The sequence below is a fragment of the Leucobacter faecis genome (genome assembly GCF_054456695.2).
Genome location: NZ_JBTJER020000003.1, coordinates 204,738 through 223,398, shown reverse-complemented (window position 1 = coordinate 223,398; position 18,661 = coordinate 204,738). Strand labels below are relative to the sequence as shown.

At 65.3% G+C, this 18,661-nt stretch carries 14 protein-coding genes; 7 read left to right on the top strand and 7 right to left on the bottom strand.

The annotated features are described in order from the left end of the window. Window position 1: 1 nt before the first annotated feature. The 3 genes from ACXR2W_RS04680 to ACXR2W_RS04670 form a co-directional block, all read right to left on the bottom strand. The gene (locus ACXR2W_RS04680) at window positions 2–949 is read right to left on the bottom strand and encodes a universal stress protein (protein WP_458814103.1); all 948 of its coding nucleotides are present in this window, start codon (window positions 947–949) and stop codon (window positions 2–4) included. Then, complete coding sequence (locus ACXR2W_RS04675; RefSeq protein ID WP_458814101.1) at window positions 946–2,481, bottom strand: APC family permease; 1,536 nt, start codon at window positions 2,479–2,481, stop codon at window positions 946–948. The genes ACXR2W_RS04680 and ACXR2W_RS04675 overlap by 4 nt, the downstream gene beginning before the upstream one ends. Window positions 2,482–2,662: 181 nt before the next feature. Continuing rightward, window positions 2,663–4,276 (bottom strand): aminotransferase class I/II-fold pyridoxal phosphate-dependent enzyme, encoded by a 1,614-nt coding sequence (locus tag ACXR2W_RS04670; RefSeq protein ID WP_458814099.1) that lies wholly within the window; start codon window positions 4,274–4,276, stop codon window positions 2,663–2,665. Window positions 4,277–4,401: 125 nt separating this feature from the next. Here ACXR2W_RS04670 and ACXR2W_RS04665 point away from each other — a divergent pair, with 125 nt between their 5' ends. After that, on the top strand, window positions 4,402–5,322 hold the full coding sequence (locus ACXR2W_RS04665; RefSeq protein ID WP_458814097.1) for a LysR family transcriptional regulator: 921 nt from the start codon (window positions 4,402–4,404) through the stop codon (window positions 5,320–5,322). Window positions 5,323–5,572: 250 nt separating this feature from the next. Here ACXR2W_RS04665 and ACXR2W_RS04660 read toward each other — a convergent pair whose 3' ends face one another. Continuing rightward, on the bottom strand, window positions 5,573–6,526 hold the full coding sequence (locus ACXR2W_RS04660; protein WP_458814095.1) for a Ppx/GppA phosphatase family protein: 954 nt from the start codon (window positions 6,524–6,526) through the stop codon (window positions 5,573–5,575). Between the two features lie 9 nt (window positions 6,527–6,535). Continuing rightward, window positions 6,536–9,169, bottom strand: coding sequence for a DEAD/DEAH box helicase (locus ACXR2W_RS04655; RefSeq protein WP_458814093.1), 2,634 nt, complete (start codon window positions 9,167–9,169; stop codon window positions 6,536–6,538). 111 nt (window positions 9,170–9,280) lie between these two features. On the opposite strand from ACXR2W_RS04655, the gene ACXR2W_RS04650 reads away from it, so the two are divergent. After that, window positions 9,281–10,135, top strand: a complete 855-nt coding sequence (locus tag ACXR2W_RS04650; RefSeq protein WP_458814091.1) for an EamA family transporter — start codon at window positions 9,281–9,283, stop codon at window positions 10,133–10,135. Window positions 10,136–10,248: 113 nt separating this feature from the next. Further along, window positions 10,249–12,027: a cation:proton antiporter gene (locus ACXR2W_RS04645; RefSeq protein WP_458814089.1), complete on the top strand. Its 1,779-nt coding sequence runs from the start codon at window positions 10,249–10,251 to the stop codon at window positions 12,025–12,027. 2 nt (window positions 12,028–12,029) lie between these two features. Here ACXR2W_RS04645 and ACXR2W_RS04640 read toward each other — a convergent pair whose 3' ends face one another. Continuing rightward, a complete protein-coding gene (locus tag ACXR2W_RS04640) occupies window positions 12,030–12,518 on the bottom strand; it encodes an Lrp/AsnC family transcriptional regulator (protein ID WP_458814087.1) in 489 nt (162 codons plus the stop codon). Window positions 12,519–12,712: 194 nt separating this feature from the next. On the opposite strand from ACXR2W_RS04640, the gene ald reads away from it, so the two are divergent. The 3 genes from ald (at window position 12,713) to ACXR2W_RS04625 (ending at window position 15,786) form a co-directional block, all read left to right on the top strand. After that, entirely contained in the window at window positions 12,713–13,840 is a 1,128-nt protein-coding gene (ald, locus tag ACXR2W_RS04635) for an alanine dehydrogenase (RefSeq protein WP_458814341.1), read from the top strand. Window positions 13,841–13,864: 24 nt separating this feature from the next. Beyond that, window positions 13,865–14,299: a hypothetical protein gene (locus ACXR2W_RS04630; RefSeq protein WP_458814085.1), complete on the top strand. Its 435-nt coding sequence runs from the start codon at window positions 13,865–13,867 to the stop codon at window positions 14,297–14,299. A 131-nt stretch (window positions 14,300–14,430) separates the two neighbouring features. Then, on the top strand, window positions 14,431–15,786 hold the full coding sequence (locus ACXR2W_RS04625) for a hypothetical protein (protein WP_458814083.1): 1,356 nt from the start codon (window positions 14,431–14,433) through the stop codon (window positions 15,784–15,786). A gap of 70 nt (window positions 15,787–15,856) precedes the next feature. On the opposite strand, the gene ACXR2W_RS04620 is transcribed toward ACXR2W_RS04625, so the two are convergent. Next, window positions 15,857–17,056: a pyridoxal phosphate-dependent aminotransferase gene (locus tag ACXR2W_RS04620; protein WP_458814081.1), complete on the bottom strand. Its 1,200-nt coding sequence runs from the start codon at window positions 17,054–17,056 to the stop codon at window positions 15,857–15,859. Between the two features lie 123 nt (window positions 17,057–17,179). Here ACXR2W_RS04620 and ACXR2W_RS04615 point away from each other — a divergent pair, with 123 nt between their 5' ends. Further along, entirely contained in the window at window positions 17,180–18,553 is a 1,374-nt protein-coding gene (locus tag ACXR2W_RS04615; protein WP_458814079.1) for an S-layer homology domain-containing protein, read from the top strand. Window positions 18,554–18,661: the final 108 nt, after the last annotated feature.

The following is an 18,661-nucleotide window of genomic DNA, read 5'->3' as shown; positions in this document are numbered from 1 at the left end:
GCTAGGCGTGCTTCGCTTGGGCAATGTAGCCACCGGTCGCCCGCCGCGGGACGACGACGACCGGAACTGGTGAGTGCCGCACAATTTTTACGGCGTGCGATCCGAGCGATACACGCGCGATCGGGCCGAGGCTGGTAGAGCCCACGAGCAGCAGCTCGCCGGGCAGCCAGTCGACTGCGCGCAGCGCATCATGCCACTGGTGGCCGACTCCCACGACCGCGTCGCTCACCTCGGGCGGGGTCGCAAACTCCTCGATGTCACTGAGCAGCTGGGTCACGTGCTGCCGGATCACCGTGCCCCACTGCGCAATCACTTCGTCTTCGACGTCGAGTCCCACGCCCGCCTCTGCGAAACCGCGCGGGCGCGTGTGAAACGAGGCGACGCGAATGCCGCAGCCAAATTTGGCCGCGGTTGCCGCGGCCCCCAGCACCAGCTCACCCGAGGTTTCTGAGCCGCTGTATGACGCGGTGAGCCTGGGCACGCGCGTGCCGTCTGCGATGTCAAAGTCGTGCGGCGCGATCGCGATTGGCAGAGGTGCGCTCTGCATGAGGCCCGAGGCGACCGACCCCAGCTCGATCTCGTGGTGCGCCCCTTCGGCGCGCGCACCCACCACGAGCCGCAGCGCGTCAAGCTCCTCGCACACTTCGATGAGGCCGCGCCTGGCGCTCGAAGCGCCCTTGACGAGCACCTCGGCGTCGAGGTCACCCGGTACCCACGCTCGTGCCTCGGCGAGCGCTGCCTCGGCCTGGCGTGTTGCAAACTCACGAAAGTCGCTGTCTGCGCCGCGGTTCGAGGGCAGCGGTGGCCACGCCGCCGAGGTGACGGCTGCAAGCACGAGCGGGGCGCGGTGTGAGCGCGCGAGCAGCGCCCCCAACCGCACGGCCGCGCGCGAGGGGTGCGCGGGCGAGACGCCCACGACTACGGCGCCCGGGGCAAGCTGCCCGGTCATGACGCGCCGCCATCGCTCGAGCCTGCACCGCGGGCGTGATCCGGATCAAAATCTGCCGCGTCGACCGCGAGATCGGCGGGCTCAGTGAGCTCATACCGGCCGGGGCCCACGAGCACGATCTTGCCGGTCTCGATTTGGTGACCGAGCACCGAGTTCTTGCGGCCAGTGAACCAGTACCAAGTGAGCACGAGCACCGTCCAGATCGCGAACACGATGATCGTGATGGGGCGCAGGTCCTTGATGATCCAGAGGCAGCCGATGATCGACAGAATCGGCACGACCGGGTAGAGCGGTACGCGAAACTTACGCTCGAGATCAGGTTCGCGTTTGCGCAGCACCATCACCGCGATCGAGACGACGAGGAACGCTGCGAGCGTGCCGATCGACGTCATTTCTGCGAGGAAGTTGATGGGCAGAACGCCCGCGAGAACCGCGACGATGATCGACACGATAATCGTGTTGGCGACCGGGGTCTGCGTGCGCGGGTTGACCTTCTGGAAGATCTTGGGCGCCATGCCGTCGCGCGACATCGTGAAGAGGATGCGCGTTTGGCCGTACAGCACGACGAGCGTGACACTGAAGATCGAGATCACAGCACCCGCGGCGACGACGGTGCCCGGCCAGGTCGCGCCCACGATGTTCTCGAGGATCGCCGACAGGCCAGCGCTTTGGCCAGCAAAGTCGCCCGAGGCTTGCGCACCGAGGCCTACAACAGCGACGAGCACGTACACGGTCGTAACGACCGCGAGCGCCGACATCAGCGCGATCGGCAAGTTGCGCTTGGGGTTCTTCGCCTCGTCGCCCGCGGTGGCGACAGCGTCGAGCCCCACGAACGAGAAGAAGATGAGGCCAGCGCCGGTCATGACGCCCGCGAATCCAAACGGCGCGAAGTCTGCGAAGTGATCGGCGTTCCAGCCCGTGATGCCCACGGCGACGAAGAACAGCAGCACCGCGATCTTGATGAGCACCATGATGGTGTTGGCGACGACCGACTCAGAGGTGCCGCGAATCAAGAGGAACATGCACAGCCCGATGAGAATCACGGCGGGCAGATTGATGATGCCGCCCTCTTCGGGGGCGTACGAAAGCGCCTTGGGCAGATGGATGCCAAACACGTTGCCGAGCAGCTGGTTCACGTACTGCGACCACCCGACCGCGACGGCCGCGGTCGAGACACCGTACTCGAGCAGCAGACAGGCGGCAACGCCCATAGCGGGCAGCTCCCCCAGCGTGCTGTAGGCGTACGAGTATGAGGAGCCCGAGACGGGCACGGCGCTCGCAAGCTCGGCGTAGCACAGCACCGACAGGCCCGCGACGGCGCCCGCGATGATGAACGACCAGATCACGGCGGGGCCGGCGATCGGCACCGCCTCAGACAGGATAAAGAAGATACCGGTGCCGATTGTGCCGCCCACACCGATCATGGTGAGCTGAAACAGGCCGATAGTCCGCTTGAGCTCGCTCTTGCCGTCGCCCCCGTCTCGGGGCACGGGCTTCACGCGAAAGAGCTGCTGTCGCAGGGTCATGGTCATTCGTTGTTGTCTCTCTCTAGACTTCGTTGTCTGGGGCGTGTAGGCCCCGACGGAACGCGGTCGCCGGTGTGCGGCATCGTTCCATTATCCCCGCACCGGTGGGCGACGGGGTACGGCCGGGGCGCATCACCCCGGCCGAAGCGTGTATCTTGCGTGTGTCGTGTGTGCTTGCCGCGTCTGGCTAGGCGTCGCGCGGCTCGCGCACCACACGCATGTGAGCGACGTCTGGGTCGACGGCGCCACGCACGTAGCCCGAGGGCGATGCGCCCACTGCTGCGAGAAATGCGACCGTCTCGGCCGTGATCTCTTCGCCGGGCATCACATTGGGAATGCCGGGAGGGTAGGCGGCAAGCGTGTCTGCTGACACCCGACCAATCGCCTCGTGCGCGGGCACCACCTCGGTGTCGGCAAAGAAGCCCGCACGCGGCAGCATGCGCAGCGCCCCCGGCGCGGGCAGCGGCGGAAACGCCTCGGCCCGGGCGTGGTGGGCGCGCTCGCGCTCGGCCGCGGGCGACTCGATAGCCGCGACCATCGCGCGGTAGACCCGGCCGAGGTCGGGTGCCTTACCCGCGCCGATCACGGCCACCACGACGGTGGCGGTCGACATTTCGAAGTGAATACCCTCGGTTTCGATGAGGTGCTGGCGCATCCAGTGCCCGCTCACGCCGGCTGCCGACACGTCGATCGGCACACGCAACAGGTCGGTGTCGACGATGTCGGCGAAGCGACCGAAATCGTCGCTTACGACGCTGAAGCGATCGTCTGCCCGAAGCAGCGCCCGAAACTGCTCGGCCGCATCGATGGAATGGCCAATAGCTTCTTCGCCCGTGGCGAGCGCGTGGCGAGCGATGTCGAGCGAGGCGCGCAAGATCGCGCTCGTCGAGGTTGAGGCCGTCATCGCGAAGGCACGCTCGACGAGCGGTTCGAGTTGGTCTGCGAAGGGACCGTGACCCAGGTGCAGCATGGCCGACTGAGTGAGAGAACCCGCTAGCTTGTGCGTGCTAGAAATTACGAGGTCGGCGCCGAGGCGGGCGGGCGACTCGGGTAGCCCCGGGTGAAACCCGAAGTGCGGGCCCCAGGCACCGTCGACGATGAGCGGGGCGCCGTGCGCGTGCGCCACCTCCGACAGGGCCTGCACGTCTGCGACCGAGCCAAAGTAGCTCGGCGAAACGATGTAGACCGCAGACGCAGCCTGCCCCGTGGCGGCGGCCGCGGTGAGCGCTTCGTCAAGCGCGGCCGCTGAAACACCGTGTGCCATGCCGTTTACCTCGTCGACTGACGGAAACACGAAGCTTGGGGTGAGCCCCGCGAGCAGCACCCCGTCGCTGAAACTCGAGTGGGCGCTGCGCTGCGAGACGACGTCTTCGCCTAGGCCGCGCACCGCGAGCGCAACCGTGCGGTTGGCCTGTGAGGCGCCGTTCGTCAAGAACCAGGTGCGTTTCGCGCCCCACGCGTCGGCCGCGAGCGCGAGCGCCTGGTCGAGCGGGTTGTCGTCACCGAGGTCGATGTCGTCGATGAGCATCGGCACGTCGAGGCGCAGCATGCGCTCGCCAAAAAACTGCGATAGGCGCCCACTAATGCCGTAGTCGCTGCCGCCGTGGCCGGGCACCATCAGCTGTAGCGGGTCGCGTGAGATGTACCGGTCGAGGGCGTCGGCGTAGGGTGTGGCCGCGTGGGGGTGCGCGGCCACGGTCTCGGGGGCTGCCTCGTGAAGAGCAGCGTCACCATGGGCGGCGTCGCCACGGGCAGCGTCGTTGAGGGCAGCGTCATTGAGCGCAGAGACGGCGTAGAGCATGGTTCCATCGTGGCGTGCACATTGTGGCGGGCGGAATCCCCCTCACTTCTCAGGGGTCACATATGATGTATGTGACAAATGCGACGTTCTGTACGATGTGCGATATATGGAGTAGGTGACCAAGCGTGATTGATCTGCGCCAGCTCGAAGCCCTGCGCGCGGTACGCGCCGAGGGGTCGGTGACGCGCGCCGCCCGCGCGCTCGGCTGGAGCCAGCCGACCGTCGACTATCACCTGAAGAATCTCGAACAGCTCGTGGGCGCGCCCGTGCTGCAACGCTCGACCCGCGGCAGCACCCCCACGCAGGTCGGGGCACTGCTGCTCGATCGCGGCGACCAGATCTTGACTCTCACTGACCGCGCGCTGCAGGACGCCCGCGAGCTCACCGCGCACGGCCGGGTACGACTGAGGTTTGGCACGTTTCCCACGGCCGCTGCAAAGCTTCTGCCCGGCATCGTCTCGCGGGTCGCTGCGCAGGGCATCGAAGTCGACGCGCACCTCGAAGAGTCGGTGCCGCTCGTGGCCGACCTCAACCAGCGCAAGCTCGACGCGGCGCTGGTGTACACGGTGGTGGGTTACGATCTGCCGTTTCGTCCCGGCACCGCGCAAACCGAGGTGCTGCGTGACCCGCTCATGCTCGCGCTGCCCGAGGGTCACCCGCTCGCCACGCACGAGGTGATCGACCTCGAGACGCTGCTCACCCTCGCTGACGAACGCTGGCTGTTTGGCTCAACCCAGGGCGACCCGATGGACACCGTGCTGATCGACACGTTCGCGGCCGCCGGCCGCACGCTCGACGTCGCCATTCGCACCGACGACGTACAGGTGATGCTCGGCATGGTCGCCGCCCGCATGGTCATCGGCCTGTTTCCGAAGCTCGCGATCGGATCGCACCACCCCGGCGTCGAGCTGCGGCCCATCGCGGCCCCCGAGTTCGCGCGCTCGCTGGTGCTCGCGGCGCCCGGCCAGGGGCCCCGGCTCGAACCGTCGCTCGCGGTCAGGCAGCTCGCGGCCGCCGTGCGCGCGGCGATCACAGAGCTCGATTGATACTTCCCGGTCACCCTGCGCGACGAAGGAGTCACAGGGTCCATGCGATGTGGGTGCTCTGAGGACCATAGCCCCAACCCCGGATACAAAAATATGCGCGACTACTTCCGGTTAAGACTGCCCCAGAAACGGAAGTTGTCGCGCATATTTTACTTTCGTCACGCGGTGACTCGGCATACACCCTACACAGGCGACAAGCTCGGTGGCTTCGTGTCACCGCGGGCGCTGCGGCGCAGGGATCCGGATCAAGCTACTCGCTTACCGGGTCAGCGCCGCGGCCATCGAGCGCATCGATGTAGCGCAGTACGATGCCCTCGCGCAGCGCCCAGGGCGAGATCGTGAGCGTCGAAACGTCAAACACCTTCATGGCGGTGCGCAGCACCACGGCACCCGCCATGATCTGGTAGCCGCGCTCGGGCGTGATGCCCGGCAGGTACTCGCGCACGGAACCGGGCATGTCGCGCAGCGACGGTTCCCACTCGCGCAGGCCCGTATAGTGCAGCGGCGCAAGATCGCCCGTGACGGGGTCGGCGGGGCCACCCACGAGCCGCGCGAGCGACCTGATCGTCTTAGAGGTGCCCACGACGCGTTTGGGCCGCGGGCGCCCCTGAAACAGTTCATCGCGCACGCGCGTGAACTCGCTGCGGGCGTGCGCGCGCAGCTGCGACACCGCCTCGCGCGAGGGAGGATCTTCTGCGAGGTATTGGATCGTCGAGCGGCCAGCCCCGAGCGGCAGCGAAACCTGCACATCGGGGTACTCGTCTGAGCCCTGCGCGATCTCGAACGAACCGCCGCCAATGTCAAACAGCAAAATCTCGCCGGCAGACCATCCGAGCCAGCGGCGCACCGCGAGCATCGTGATGCGGGCCTCATCTTCCCCCGACAGCACATCGGGGGTGATACCGCCCGCGGCCGCGATGCGGGCGAGCACATCTTCGCCGTTGGCGGCCTCGCGCACCGCGCTCGTCGCCGTGCAAATCAGGTCGTCGACGCCGATCTCGTTAGCGGTCTGCACCGACTCACGTACGGCTTCGAGGATCAGCTGCACGCCCTCTTCAAGAATCTCGCCCGCGGGGCCCAGGTAGCGCATGAGGCGCACCACCGAGCGTTGCGAGTGATACGGCACGGGGCTCGCGCCCGCGTGCGCATCTACAATCAGCAGGTGAACGGTGTTTGACCCAACGTCAATGACTCCGAGGCGCATGGAGAGAGTCTAGTGCGCGAAGGGGCCGACGCGCTCGACCCGCACGGCAGGCTCACCCAGCGCCTCTGACTCGGCGAGGTCGATGGTGCCCTCGATCGCCCAGTCGCGGTCCCCCTGCGGGTCGAGCAACACCTGCCTAAACCGCCACGCGCCCTCCCCCGCCGTTTCAGGGTTGCGGTCAATCTCGACGAGGCCCGCCGACCGTGCGTCGGCCGTGACGAGGATCTCGTCGTACTCCGTGTAGTAGCCTGCGAGCGCGTCGCGCCACTTCTGTTCGCCAAAACCGTGCGCGCCGTCGAGCTCGGCGAGTTCACCATAGTGCTCGAAGGCCGCCGCCTGCACCCGGCGAAACAGTGCGTTGCGCAGCATCACCAAGAAGGCACGCTCGTTGCGCAGCACCGAGCGGGTGGGCGGTGCGACCGTTTCACCGGCCTGGGCAGCCTGCGCGACCTGGGCGGCGTGTTTTGCCGCTGCCTCGGGGTTCGCCAGCTCCTCCCACTCATCGATGAGGCTCGAGTCGACCTGGCGCACGAGCTCCCCAAGCCAATCGATGAGCTCTTCAAGTTCAGGGGTCTTCGCCTGCTCGGGGATCGTGCGCTCGAGCGCCCGAAACGCGTCGCTCAGGTAGCGCAGCACGCCGCCCTCGGCGCGACCCAGCTGGTAGAACGAGACGATGTCTCTAAATCCAAAGGCGCGCTCGACCATGTCGCGCACCACCGATTTGGGTTTGAGCTCGTAGTCGCGCGCCCACGGCACCTCTTTCGTGTACTCGTGGAACGCTTCGTCGAGCAGCTCCTTGAGCGGCTGCGGGTAGGTGATCTCTTCGAGCAGCTCCATGCGCTCGTCGTACTCAATACCGTCGGCCTTCATGACCGCGATCGCTTCGCCGCGGGCCTTGTGCTCTTGCGCCCGCACGATCGCGCGCGGGTTCTCGAGCGTCGCCTCAATGATTGAGATCACGTCGAGCGCGTAGCTCGTCGACTCGGGGTCAAGCAACTCGATGGCGGCGAGCGCAAACGGCGACAGCGGCTGGTTGAGCGCAAAGTTTGCCTGCAGGTCGACGGTGAGCCGCAAAAGTTTGTGCCCGTTCTCGTCTTCGTGGATCTCAACGATGTTGCCGTTGCGCAGGGTGCGAAAGATTTCTAGCGCGGTGCGGGCGTGCGCGAACTGTTTTGCTTTGGGTTCGTGGCTGTCGAAGATGAGCATCTGCATCGTGTTGAGCGCTTCACCTTCCCATTCCTCACCGCGGCCGATCACGCCGAGCACCATGGAGTGGGTGACGCGCATGCGACTCACGAGCGGTTCGGGTTCTGAGGCGACCAGCTTGTCGAGCGTCTGCTCGTTCCACGCCACAAACCCCTGCGGGGCTGACTTCTTTTTGGCAGGCTTGGGCTTTTTGCCGCCCTTCGCGCTCGCGGCCTTCGCGGCCGCCTTTGCCTCGGCCTTTGCGTTTTCGATCTCGTGCTCTGGAGCGAGCGCTATTACGTCGCCCTCGGTGTCGTAGCCTGCGCGCCCAGCACGGCCCGCGATCTGGTGAAACTCGCGGGCGCTCAGCCGGCGCATTTTCTCGCCGTCAAATTTGGTGAGGGCGGTGATCACGACGGTACGAATGGGCACGTTGATGCCCACTCCGAGGGTGTCGGTGCCGCAGATGACTTTGAGGAGCCCGCGCTGGGCGAGCTGCTCAACAAGGCGGCGGTAGCGCGGCAGCATGCCCGCGTGGTGCACACCGATGCCCGAGCGCACGAGCCGCGACAGCGTCGTACCAAACCCGGTGGAGAATCTGAAGTCACCGAGCGCCGCCGCGATTTCGTCGCGGCCCGCCCGGTCGACGATCTTGATGCTCGCGAGGGCCTGCGCCTGTTCGACAGCGTGTGACTGGTTGAAGTGCACCAGGTATGCGGGGGTCTGCTTGTCGGCGACGAGCTCCTCAACGACCTCGTGAGCGGGCGACACCGCATAGTTGAAGTGCAGCGGTACGGGGCGTTCGACACCCGTCACGAGGGTGGTGTCGCGGTCGGTTGCTTCGCTTAGGTCTGCGGCGAGATCAGTGACGTCGCCCAGCGTCGCCGACATCAACAGGAACTGCGCGTCGTGCATAAGGAGCAGCGGCACCTGCCATGCCCAGCCGCGCTCTGAGTCTGCGTAGTAGTGAAACTCGTCCATGATGACCTGGGTGATGCCACCCGTGTCGGGGTTATCGACGTTTTTGTCGCGGATCGCGAGGTTAGCGAGAATCTCGGCGGTGCAGCACAGCACTGGTGCGTCAGCGTTAATGGCTGAGTCGCCGGTCACCATGCCCACGTTCTCTGCGCCAAAGATGCGCACAAGCTCGAAGAATTTCTCGCTCACGAGCGCTTTGATGGGCGCCGTATAGACGGTGCGTCGGCCTTCGACGAGCGCGGTGAAGTGCGCGCCGAGCGCAACGAGTGACTTACCCGTACCCGTGGGGGTGGCGAGGATCACGTTGCTGCCGAGCGTGATGCCTAAGATCGCTTCCTCTTGCGCCGGGTACAGGTTGAGCCCGCGTTCTTCTTGCACCCACTCTTCGAACGCTTCAAACGTGTCGTCGGGGGTGGCGCTCTTGCGCCCCGCCGCCTGTGCGTCGGCGCGCAGTTTCAAGACCGTCGTCGTTAGGCTCATCGTTTCTCGTTCCTGTCACGCTCGGCCAATGCTCTTCTATAGGGTATCGATCCCCGGGGCCGCGTTGCGCCTAGAGTTCGCGGCCTCTAGGCAGAGGTAGGGTTTTGTGCAATGACCTCATTCTCTCTGCAGCGCGTACCCCCGAGCGTGCTCGCCATCGCCGCGATCTTTAGCGTGCAGTTTGGCAACGCGCTTGTCGGCGGAATGTTTGGGCAGATCGGACCACTCGGGGCCGCCACCGCGCGGCTCACGTTCGCCGCGGTGATGCTGCTGGTGATCGTGCGGCCGCGGGTGCGGGGCTGGTCACGCCGCACTTGGTTTACCGTCACTGCTTTGGGGCTCGCCCTCGCTGGAATGAACTCGTGCATCTACCTTGCCTTCGAGCAGATTCCGCTCGGCGTGGCCGTCACGATTGAACTGCTCGGCCCACTCACGGTAGCGGCCCTCGGGTCGAGGCGACTCATCGACCTCGGCTGGGTCGCGCTCGCGCTCGCGGGCGTCGTGCTACTCGGGGCAGCCCCTGGCGTACAACTCGCGGCTGGCGGCATCGCGTTCGCGGCCGCCGCTGCGGCATGCTGGGCGCTGTACATCGTAAGTTCAGCGAGGCTCGGATCCGGCACTCGCGGTATCGACCCGCTCGCGGTCGCGATGACGATCGCGGCTCTCGCGGCATTGCCGTTTGGCGGGAGCGACGCAGTACGCGCATTCGCGGCGGCGCCCAGCCTCGCGCTCGTGTTTGTGGGGGCTGCGCTGTTGACTTCGGTGGTGCCGTACGCCCTCGAGTTCGTGGCGCTGCGTCGCATGCCCGTGCGCGTCTTCGGAGTGCTGTCGAGTCTCGGGCCCGCGGTCGCCGCGCTCGCGGGCCTCGTCGTGCTCGCCCAACGCCTTGCCCCATTGCAGGTCGGCGCGATCGCGCTCGTCGTGATCGCGTGCGCGGGCGTGGTGGGGCTCGCCAGGCGCAGGTAGCGCCGCGCCAGCCGCGCCAGCCGCGCCAGCCGCGCCAGCCGCGTCAGCCGCGCCAATACACTTAAAGCACCTCCTTCTCGGCACCGAACCCCAACACGAAAGCGACGTGGCCCATGGAATACGGACTCCTGCTCGTGATCGGAGTCGTCGTGCTCGTTGGCACGTCCATTCTGGGCAGCCGCATTGGCGTGGCGGCGCCGCTCTTGCTCGTGGTGATCGGTATTGGTGCGGGATACCTGCCGTTCGTGCCGCTCGTCGAGGTGTCACCCGAGCTGATCTTGCTGGGGGTGCTGCCGCCGCTTCTCTACGCGGCCGCCGTAAACGTGCCCCTCGTCGATTTTCGCCGCAACTTCAAACCGGTGATCGGGCTGTCTGTATTGCTCGTGGTGATCTCGGCGGTCGTTGTCGGCGCGGTGCTGCACCTCATCGTGCCGGGCATTCCGCTGCCCGCGGCGATCGCGCTGGGCGCAGTCGTGAGCCCGACCGACGCGGTCGCCGCCACGTCGATCGGTAAACGGCTCGGCATGCCCGATCGCGTCGTCGCCATTCTCGAGGGCGAGAGCCTCGTCAACGATGCGACGTCGCTCGTGCTGCTCAAAACCGCGATCGCCGCCGTCGCTGGGTCGTTCGTGTTTTGGGAGGCGGCGGGCTCGTTCGCCTACTCGGTGACGGTTGCGCTCATTGTGGGCATGCTCATGGGCGTCATTACGGTGTGGCTGCGCGCGAAGCTGGGCAACCCGGTCTACGACACGATGGTGTCGTTTGTGGTGCCGTTCGTCGCGTTCATTCCGGCCGAAGAGCTGGGGGCCTCGGGCGTGCTCGCGGTCGTGGTGACCGGCCTCTACACCGGTCACCACGCGTCGCGCAGGTTTAGCGCGACGGCGCGCATGAACGAGCGCCTCAATTGGCGTACGCTGCAGTTCGCGCTCGAAAACGGCGTGTTTCTGCTCATGGGGTTGCAGTTGCACGCCCTCGTAGAGCAGGTGCACGACAGCGACTTTGTCGTCGCGCACGTGCCGCTTATTGCGCTCGTACTCGTCGGCGTGCTCATTGCCCTGCGCGCGCTGTTCATGGCGCCGCTGCTGCTCACGATGCGCAGCACGGTGCGCTCGTACGAGCGGCGCGGGCGCCATTTCAAGCGCGCAGTCGAACGCGCTGCGGGGCGCGCTGAGCCTACCCCCAACACACAACAGCTCAGGCGCATCTCGATCTTCGAACGGCGAGTACACGCCGACATTGCGCACGAGCGCGAGCAGCCGCTCGGCTGGCGCGACGGCGCTGCCCTCAGCTGGAGCGGCATGCGCGGCGTCGTCACGCTCGCCGCGGCGCAGTCGATCCCGGTCACCATTCCCTACCGGCCGCAGCTGATTATGGTGGCGTTCGCAGTGGCCGTCCTCACCCTGCTACTACACGGTCTCACGCTGCCCCCGCTCATTCATAGGCTGTGGCCCAGCGGCGCTGGCGCCGGATCGAGCGCGGCCGAGCTCGCGGCGCTCGGCGGCGACTTGATCGAGGCTGGCAACGACGCAATCAACGATGCGATCGCCAACGAGGCTCCGGATCATGCCACCGCCGAGCAGGTCACCGCCCGTGCCCGCGCCAGCGCCAAAAGTGCTCTCGCCCCTCTGGCTTTCACCATGGGCGGCGCTGAGCCGGGCGCGGGTTCGGCTGGGTCAGACGGCGCCGCGGCCGACCCTGCGGCACAGCCGGAATCTCCGGCCGAGAGCCCGGCCCGCGCGTACGTCAGGCTGACCCGCACCGCACTCGAGGCACAACGGACGGCGCTGCTCGAGGAACGGGCGATCGGCCGCTATAGCTCGCACGCGCTGCGCGCGGCCGAGCTTGCGCTTGACGCACACGAGACCAGGCTCACACCGCCCGACACGCACTAGCGTTAGGCGGCGCTGACCGGGTTTTGGTGGTGACTGAACACGATGCTCGTGCGTGTGGACGACACGGCGGGGTGCGCCGAGAGGTGCTCGGTCACAAAGTCGCGCACGTGGTCTGAGTCGCGCGCCGCCAGGTGAATAATAAAGTCTTCGACGCCGCCGAGAAAGAACAGCTGCGTCACCTCGGGCAGCGCCTTGAGCTGGTCGCTCATTTCGGTGATCAGCTGGCGAGCGCCAGAGCGTACCGTCACGCTAATGAGCACCTGCAGGTCGAGACCGATCATGCGCGGATCAACCGTCGCGGTGAAACCCGTGATGACGCGCCGACTCACCAGGCTGCGCACGCGTGCAATACAGGTTGAGGCGGCCACGCCCACCCGCTCTGCGAGCTCTGCATTGGTGATTCGACCGTTCGCCTGCAGCTCGGCGAGGATCTTGCGGTCAACGTCATCTAATTCAATGTCGTGCCGCAGAATCTTCGTTACATCTGCCATGTACATCAACCTCTCCGGGTGCGAACTTCTGCCAGACAACGAATTCCGAAGAGAATTCACCATTTTGCTATCGATATCGAATATACTGCACAATAAGCTGGCTCCACTGCTACGAACGACGCTACCACGCAACGTTCGCGAAGTAGTACGAGCTGACGAGACCCAATCCAACGCTGATTCCTTTGGAGCACATCATGCGCGTCGGTATTCCTACCGAAATTAAGAACAACGAGAACCGCGTCGCCATCACGGAGGCCGGTGTATTCGAGCTGGCCCGTCGTGGCCACGAGGTGCTGGTGCAGGCTGGCGCCGGCCTCGGCTCGGCCATCACCGATGCCGAGTACATCGCCGCTGGCGCGAAGATCGTAGAGGGTGCAGACCAGATCTGGGCTGAATCCGACATGATCCTCAAGGTCAAGGAGCCCATCGCTTCTGAGTACGCGAAGATGCGCAAGGGTCAGGTGCTCTTCACCTACCTGCACCTCGCTGCAGACAAGACGCTCACCGACGCAGTGCTCGCTTCGGGCACCACCGCGATCGCATACGAGACCGTGCAGCTGCCCAGCCGCGGCCTCCCCCTCCTCGCCCCCATGTCAGAGGTCGCTGGTCGCCTCTCTGTGCAGGTTGGCGCATACTCGCTGATGAAGGCGAACGGCGGCCGTGGCGTGCTCCTCGGTGGCGTGACCGCTACCCGTCGCGGCAAGGTTGTCGTCATCGGCGGCGGCGCTGCAGGCGAGCAGGCTGCACGTATCGCGTTCGGCATGGGCGCTGAGGTCACCGTGATCGACATCGCGATCCCCCGCCTCAAGCAGCTTGAGGACGAGTTCGCAGGTCGTATCCAGACCCGCACCTCGAACGCGCACAACATCACCGAGGCTCTGAAGGAAGCTGATCTCGTGATCGGTTCGGTTCTGATCCCCGGCAAGAAGGCTCCCAAGCTCGTCACCGACGAGATGGTTGCGCAGATGAAGCCCGGCTCGGTGCTCGTCGACATCGCGATCGACCAGGGCGGCTGCTTCGAGAACTCGCGCCCCACTACGCACGATGATCCCACCTTCCAGGTGCACAACTCGATCTACTACTGCGTGGCGAACATGCCCGGTGCGGTCCCCGAGACCTCGACCGCTGCCCTCACCAACTCGACGCTCCCCTACGTGGTGGCGCTCGCAGACAAGGGCTGGGTCAAGGCACTGAACGACGACGCGTCGCTCGCCAAGGGCCTCAACGCTCACGACGGCGTGGTCACCTACAAGGGTGTCGCAGACGCGTTCGAGGGCCTGCCCTTCTCGTCTGTCGAGGACGTGCTTGCAGCTCAGGCATAATTTGCCCGAGTACGCTTAGGACCTATGGATCTTAAGTTTTCATTCGGAGGGGCGTCACCTGATCATCATGATCACGGTGACGCCCCTTCGAAGTTTTCATTCCCCCTCACCCCCGCGACCGGCGCCGCCAGCGATCTCGAGGTCGTTGTGACGCAGGCCGAAGCTGGCGTGCGCGGCGAGGTGCGCACGGGCGCAGGCGTCGTGTACACGAGCGCCGACGTTGCCTGCGCAGATGACGCGGCGCTGCCTCGCGCGGCACGCTCAGCGGCCGCACGCGCGGTGGCGGCGCTCGAGGGGCCGCTCGCTGAGCAGGTCTCGGCCGTCGTGCTCGAGCTTGGCTCGCACTCCCCCGCGGTGCTCAAGGCGCTTGGCGTCGACGCTGCCGCCCCCGCGGTCACCGACGGGCTGCGCAGTCGCATCGGTGTCGCAGCGGGTGTGCCGATCCGGATCGTGGCCTAACTCAGTAGGCCGCTTCGCGCGCGGGCTCCTCGTTTGCGAAGAGCCCGCGCCTTTTTGTGTCGGACCAGTAGTGCGACATGCGTCGTTTGCGTGGCACACTAGAGGCGTTCAGACACGAAAGGCGATCAAGCATGGATGACCGCGCAGCGCGCCCCGAAACTCCCCCACCGAACGCGGGCGGCCCAGCTGGCGCGCAGCAGGGCGCACCGGCGCCTCCTCCACACTTCGACCCGACCGCTTTCGCGCCCCCGCAGGTGCCCGCGGGTGCGCCCGCGCCCCCGACCTGTGTCGCAGGAACACCCGCAAAGCCCGGCTTCTTGGCCAGCACAGCAGGCAAAGTTGTAGCTGGGTGCGTGGCGGCGGCCCTCATCATCGGCGGCGCGGTCACATGGGTCGTGCTGGCGCAGCCGGGCAAAAACGATCGCGCCGTCGCTGACGGGCCGGGCACAAGCGACACGGGCAACGAGGCCAGCGCCGCTGACTTCGTTTTTGACCCGATCGTGGCGGCGGACGAGGGTACGACTTCGGTGCGGGTCACAGATGCGGGCGGCACAAAGATTGTGCTCACAGCGGGTGCCCCCGAAATGCTCATCACGGGAGTGCAGCCCGACATCGCAGACGCATTCGCCCGCACGGTCGCAGACGACTATGCCGCGCAGCTGCAGGCTGGTCTCGAGCGATATTCAACGGTCACGCTGATGGAGTGTGGCAATCAAATGCTCGCACCCGGTGGTGACACCTGTGAGAGCGACGCTACGTACACGCTCGAGCATGCGGGAGTGTACGAAAACTATGGCACCGTCGCCACCCGCACCAGTTACACGCTGGGCACACGAGACCGCAACTCGCTCGCGTTCTCGACCACGGTAAACCTCGAGACGGGCGAGCAGGCACAGCTCACCGATTTCATCGACGTCAAGGATGCGGGTGTGCTGCGCCGAGCCGAGACCGCCCTGCGCGGCACCGCCAACTGGGCGTCATGCAGCGATTCGGCGGCCGACTACCTATCGAACGCCCACGCGTTTAGCCCGGGCGACGAGGGGCTGCTACTGCTCTGGGAGGTCGACAGCACCAGCACGGCGGCCTGCGGCGTCGACCGCATAGTCGTGCCGTGGGAAGACGGTGCAAGCAGTGGAGTTGATGCTGATGCTGATGCCCGCTCGCAGGCAGAGCGCTCTGCCGAGCCTGTCGTCGAAGACATCAACGGCCGGTGGTGTGCGACGCCTGAGAGTAACAACAATCAAGAGTGCTACACCATTGATTTTCCGAACGTAACCTTTCCCAGCGGAAACGTCGAGCAGCTCTCAGAACGAGATACCTCAGAATCTGCCGGAGGTATCGGGCTGTTCGTACCGGGAGCACCGTTTGGCACGTACTTCCCCGCGGGGGTCCCCATCGAGATACCCGACTATTACTTGGGCGCCGATCTTCCCGATCAGGATCGAATCTGGAGCGGCCAGGCCGGAAGGATGCTGCTGCGGGAGTAGCCTCTCGGTTAGTTGGTGCCGACCGCTTTCGGCCGGCACCAACCATTTGATTACCTTGACCTCGAACCGACTATGCCTGGAAGCGCAGGATTCGTTCGAGCGCCTCGGCCACCGCTTTCTCGCCCGCCGCGTACGAGAGCCGCACCGCCTTGTGCCCCTCGGCCGGATCGAAATCAACGCCGGGCACAACTGCCACGTCAGCGCCCTCGAGCAGCGCCCGCGCATACCCGACCGAATCGCCGTAGCGTTCGAGCTGTGACTTGCCGAGCTCGGAGTAGAAGTAGAACGCCCCGTCTGAGGGTGCTGCCTTGCCCCAGTTGAGGCTCGGTGCGGCGTCAAGGATCAGGGCGCGAGCGCGCGCGAAGTCTTCGACGACCGCGTCACGTTTCGCGTACGTCTCTGGTGTGAACGCGGTGAGCGCGAGCTCCTGCGCGGGCGCCGGCGGCGACAGCGCAAAGTTCGATGCGAGCGCTTCGAACGCCGCCACAAGCGATGCGGGCAACAGCGCCCACCCCAGTCGCCAGCCGGTCATACCCCAGTACTTCGAGAACGAGTTGATCACGATCGCCTCGCTCGAGAGCTCCCGTGCGCTCACACCGCGGGCGTCAGGGGCGCCAGCTTCGGGGAAGGTGATGCCGTGGTAGATCTCGTCGCTGATGAGCCGTGTACCGTGGGCATCGCACCAGTCGACGAGAGCCTGCAGCTCAACACGCGAAAGCATGGTGCCCGTGGGGTTAGCGGGCGACGCGACGATGAGGCCTGCGAGGGGGCCGCCGCTCGCGACGGCCGCGTCGAGCAGTTCTGGTGTGGGCTGGTAACGCGTTTCGGGGCCCGTCGCAATCTCGACGACCTCGACCCCGAGCGCTGCGAGAATGTTGCGGTAGGCGGGGTAGCCGGGGCTCGCGAGCGCCACCCGGTCGCCCGGATCGAACACCGTAAGAAACACGAGCTGAAACGCGCCCGATGATCCGGTGGTCACTGCGACCGTGCCGGGGTCGACGTCGATGCCGTGCCAGTGACGATAGTGCCCCGCGATCGCCTCGCGCAACGGGCTCGTGCCGAGTGGCCCGGTGTACCCCGCGGGCCTCAGCGTACCGGGCGCGGGCATCGCATCGGGCTCACCCGCGCACAGTGAAACCACGTTGTGACCGGCGGCGCGGCGACGCGCGATCTCGTCGGTGATGCGCATCACCTCGAACGCGGGAATTTGCGAGCGCCGCGACGGCGGCGTAGGTGCAGGAACGGGTGCGGTGCCTCCGAAATTCGTCATGGTGTAACCGTAGCGCGGTGCCGCTGCCGTCACGTGTGCCTTGCCACATCCCACTGTGTGGCATATTGCATGTTGTCGTGTGGTGCGTGTTGACCCACTCATTACGCCCAATATGATTCCGTTATGAGTAAATTATTTACCAAGTCAGCAGCGATTGCCGTTAGCTGTGGAATCGCTTTATCGGCGCTCGTTCCAAGTGCCGCTTCGTTCGCTTATGACGAGCAGCCCGACGAAACGAGGACGAGCGATACACAGGATCTTTCGGCACCAGATGAGAGCTCAAGGCAAGCCCCTGACGAAGGAGAAGGCAATCTCGGGTCTGAAAACGCGCAGGAGCAAGTAGCTCCGCTCGTTGAAGACGCTTCGGCCGAGGGCACTGGTGCAGAGCCCCAAGAAAACATCGCCCGAGAGTCCACCAAGTCAACCGACAGCGGTCAGGCGAGCCACCTGCAAGAATCGCTCGTGGCGCGCCTCCCCCTACTAGATGTAGCCTCCGCTGACACCAGCAGCCTCGGCACTCGAGGCCCCATTGGGGGCTCACTTTCTTCAGACAATGAGGCTGAGTTTCGGGATCTATTCAACGCTGTTCGAGTCGATCTCTGCCTACCAATCGTCAATTACGACACTGCGCTCAGCACCAAAGCCCGTAGCTGGGGCACCACCGTGATGAACCGAGGTTGGGTCAGTACACAAAGTAACCTGCTGAGCCTCTCGCCCAACGCTGACTGGGTCGGTCAATCAGTCATCGGTAGCTACGACTGGCTCACTGGATATGATTTCCTGCTTGAATCCGCATACGACTATGAGGTGGCCGCGATGATGGTCGACCCCGAGGTTACCGACGTAGGGGTGGGAATTGTCTACAACGGAGCTGGCTTCAACTCGACGAATGTGACGAATTTCGCAGCAATCACGAAGAACCAAAAGGGGCACTTTCTCGACGTACGCCCCTGGTCCAAGTTCTATCGCGAGATCAACTGGATGGGCACGGCGGGGCTGAGTTCTGGCAATAAGATCGAGGGATGCACAGGCGAAACAACTTACAACCCTAAGGACCGGGTGTCTCGCGAAGCCATGGCCGCATTCTTGTACCGTCTCTCTGGCGAGAATTACACGGCCCCTCGGGTGTCACCATTCGCTGATGTGAAGCCAACTGACAAGTTCTACCGAGAGATCGCCTGGATGCACAAGCGCAATATCTCTACCGGCACTGCGCGACCCGGACAGAAGCCGGTGTTTGCCCCCAAGGACCAAATTTCCCGTGAGGCCATGGCTGCTTTCCTGTATCGATTCAGCAATTCGAAGTATCGGGGCCCCAGCTCGTCACCCTTTTCTGACATGACCCCCAAGAGCAAGTTCTACAACGAGATTAGCTGGATGCACAGCAGTGGCCTCTCCACAGGCAACCAGGTCCCCGGTTCGAAGCCGGCTTACGCACCCAAGGAAAAAGTCACTCGAGAGGCGATGGCTGCCTTCATTTACCGGATGGACCACTAGGTCTCAGACCGTTCATACTCCGAGCAAAGCGACTTGAGTCGCTTGTTCTAGGCGGGGGCCGTATTTGGCCCCCGCCTTAAATCCTCACCGAGAGCCGTCGGGGCTGCA

Bases quoted from the DNA above. Each gene is read 5' to 3' on its own strand.
- ACXR2W_RS04670 (WP_458814099.1), bottom strand. From the start codon at position 4,276: ATGCTCTACGCCGTCTCTGCGCTCAATGACGCTGCCCTCAACGACGCT.
- ald (WP_458814341.1), top strand. From the start codon at position 12,713: ATGCGCGTCGGTATTCCTACCGAAATTAAGAACAACGAGAACCGCGTC.
- ACXR2W_RS04640 (WP_458814087.1), bottom strand. From the start codon at position 12,518: ATGGCAGATGTAACGAAGATTCTGCGGCACGACATTGAATTAGATGAC.
- ACXR2W_RS04615 (WP_458814079.1), top strand. From the start codon at position 17,180: ATGAGTAAATTATTTACCAAGTCAGCAGCGATTGCCGTTAGCTGTGGA.
- ACXR2W_RS04630 (WP_458814085.1), top strand. From the start codon at position 13,865: ATGGATCTTAAGTTTTCATTCGGAGGGGCGTCACCTGATCATCATGAT.
- ACXR2W_RS04625 (WP_458814083.1), top strand. From the start codon at position 14,431: ATGGATGACCGCGCAGCGCGCCCCGAAACTCCCCCACCGAACGCGGGC.
- ACXR2W_RS04675 (WP_458814101.1), bottom strand. From the start codon at position 2,481: ATGACCATGACCCTGCGACAGCAGCTCTTTCGCGTGAAGCCCGTGCCC.
- ACXR2W_RS04655 (WP_458814093.1), bottom strand. From the start codon at position 9,169: ATGAGCCTAACGACGACGGTCTTGAAACTGCGCGCCGACGCACAGGCG.
- ACXR2W_RS04650 (WP_458814091.1), top strand. From the start codon at position 9,281: ATGACCTCATTCTCTCTGCAGCGCGTACCCCCGAGCGTGCTCGCCATC.
- ACXR2W_RS04645 (WP_458814089.1), top strand. From the start codon at position 10,249: ATGGAATACGGACTCCTGCTCGTGATCGGAGTCGTCGTGCTCGTTGGC.
- ACXR2W_RS04620 (WP_458814081.1), bottom strand. From the start codon at position 17,056: ATGACGAATTTCGGAGGCACCGCACCCGTTCCTGCACCTACGCCGCCG.
- ACXR2W_RS04660 (WP_458814095.1), bottom strand. From the start codon at position 6,526: ATGCGCCTCGGAGTCATTGACGTTGGGTCAAACACCGTTCACCTGCTG.
- ACXR2W_RS04680 (WP_458814103.1), bottom strand. From the start codon at position 949: ATGACCGGGCAGCTTGCCCCGGGCGCCGTAGTCGTGGGCGTCTCGCCC.